2 protein-coding genes are annotated in these 2,685 nt (G+C 36.2%); both read right to left on the reverse strand.

What is annotated here, in order from left to right:
- Positions 1–255: 255 nt before the first annotated feature.
- Positions 256–921, reverse strand: a complete 666-nt coding sequence (locus WFH04_RS17965) for an RloB family protein (protein ID WP_336825684.1) — start codon at positions 919–921, stop codon at positions 256–258.
- Between the two features lie 2 nt (positions 922–923).
- Complete coding sequence (locus tag WFH04_RS17970; RefSeq protein WP_336825686.1) at positions 924–2,141, reverse strand: AAA family ATPase; 1,218 nt, start codon at positions 2,139–2,141, stop codon at positions 924–926.
- Between the last annotated feature and the right edge of the window lie 544 nt (positions 2,142–2,685).

The following is a 2,685-nucleotide window of genomic DNA, read 5'->3' on the forward strand; positions in this document are numbered from 1 at the left end:
GCGGGAGGGATGAGTTTATGCGTTTTGGGCAGAGGTTATGCGAGGGTGAATCGCAAGCATTATGCGTTTTGGATTGACGTTATGCGCGGGGGAGATAACTTTATGCGTTTGAAGTAGACTTTATGCGTTTGGAGTGAACTTTATGCGCGGGAGGGATGAGGTTATGCGTTTAAATTTTAAAAAGATAAAGCTTAGCCTAAATTGAGGATAAAAAAAGTAATCACCAAAAGTATAGATGATTACTACTTAAGACGATTATTCATCCTTATTAAGATATGGCAACAAATCTTCAATAAGTTTATAGACAGTAGTCGCGGGGTTCATTACAGATGGAGTCTTATTTCCGTAATTTTGATGCATTTCCATAATTCTTTTACTTCGCGCTATAGCATCATTAATTGTAACTTTAAGATCATCGTAAGATAATGGATCACTTTTACTATACTGGTTACGAGTGATCCCATGTTGCCTTAAATGTATGGAAAGTCGATTAATTATAGTTTCGTTTTCCATCCTGCCGCTAACCTCTTGGAAATGAAGAAGGTACCATAACTCAAAGCTTTGGTTTGACCAGCCAACATTCAGTCCTTCGTCTTCAGCTTTTTTAATTGCTTGGTCAAAATCCGTAAAATTATCTTTGTCTATCAATACCCAGACCTGACTATACGTGTGGCGATTACGTGATTTTAATGCTTGTTCAACGACTCCCATTGTTCCTCTGCCGATTCCCTTTACTTCCAAGTCGATCTTATCTACTATTATATTTTCCTTAAATCTTTCTTGTATTCTTTCTTTGATAGAATTAAAGTAATTTGTTTCTGTTTTCGTTCCTTCTGTCACGATTAGAAGTCTCGGAAAACCGAGGGGACGATTATTTACTTTTCTCTTTCTTTTTTGTCCCCTACGGCTATTCCCTTTCATATTCATTCCCCCCACATATTGAATTCTTTCAGTATTGGTACCCCACCGTACTTTCCTAAAAGATAGTCCTTATTATAAGTGGCATCATTTCTTACTTTTTTATCGACCATTTTGTATTCCGCGAGAGAATATAGTTCCGCAGTTAAATCATTTTGTTTTTCGACAAACCAAATTTGATCTCGTCTAAAAATATCTTTTGTTAATGTGTAATTATCATGTGTTGTATAAATAAGCTGTGCATTATTCGGATTCTTTTTTTCATCATGGAACATTGTAATAATATACCTAAGCAACAACGGATGCAATTTTGCATCCAACTCATCTATGAATACTGGCAAAGCATTTTGCAATGCGTGTTTAAGATGTAAATAAAGTGTGAACATTTTTATCGTTCCACTGGACTCTTCATGAAAAGGCAGCCTTATTTCATTTCCATCATGGTAATAGACAGAAAATAGACGGTATGACTCTTCTTCATCTTCTTCGACCTTTTCAAAGTCTATTCTATTGATCGGAACGTTTATCGCGTTGAGAAATTGAACAATTTCATGTTGCAATTCAGATTGTTCAATGTCGAGAGGTAAATTCCATGTAATGCTATGCTCAATTATGGTATCTCCAAAATTAATTACGACTATATCTTCAAACCATTCGAACACATCTTTCATAATTGATATTTTCGTATTTGAAAGAAGGGACAATAACAGCGTTTGATCTGTAACAGTGTCTTCGAAATTACGTGCACTTTTAACGGTATCAGAAAAAGAATACTCTCCATTCTCTCTTTCAAAAACAGGCTCGAAATCTTTTTCTTCTAAAGGACGCCTATACAGCCATTCCCCTATTATTTTTTTATGATTCATTTCAAAACCATATTGATATTCACACATGTTTTTAATAAAAAACACTTCGAACAAGGATGCTTTCTTTTCTTTTGTAAAGGCGAAGCTTTTATACGGTATATTTTTTTTATTGTCAGCAGCCATTTTAAATGAATGTTGGACAAAAAATCTCATAAAGCCAAAAGCTTCAATAACGCTACTTTTCCCGCTTGCATTCGCACCATAAATCGCAGCAACTTTAATATACTTATCTTTGTTATTTTTACACGGTAAGTTGATAAGATTGTATGGATGTTCTTTAAATACTGTTGCCGTCATGTCGAGACTGGTTTCATGGAGGAAACTTTTATAGTTCTCAAAATTGAATTGAACTAACATATAACTCACTCCTTTCTCTTTATTATACGCAGCAACATCATGCTTATACAATCATTTTGTGATATTTTCTCAAAATATCGCTCAAAAAGACAGTGTATTATATCGATTTGGTCAATATTTGAGAATTTATCACATTTTAATCCAAAAAATTGCGAGCAGGGTATTCTATTTTGTTCGGATGGATTTATGTGACCGAGATTATACAGTGATGGATTGCGTTATGCGTTTTGGATTGACGTTATGCGCGTGGGAGATGAGTTTATGCGTTTGGAGTGAACTTTATGCGCGGGAGGGATGAGTTTATGCGTTTTGGGTGGAGGTTATGCGAGGGTGAATCGCATTATGCGTTTTAGACTGAGGTTATGCGCGTGGGAGATAACTTTATGCGTTTGGAGTGAACTTTATGCGCGGGAGGGATGAGGTTATGCGTTTAGGGTGGAGGTTATGCGAGGGTGAATCGCATTATGCGTTTTAGACTGAGGTTATGCGCGTGGGAGATAACTTTATGCGTTTGGAGTGAACTTTATGCGCGGGAGGGATGAGG

This window comes from Sporosarcina sp. USHLN248, assembly GCF_037144575.1.
GTDB classification, from domain to species: Bacteria; Bacillota; Bacilli; order Bacillales_A; family Planococcaceae; genus Sporosarcina; species Sporosarcina contaminans.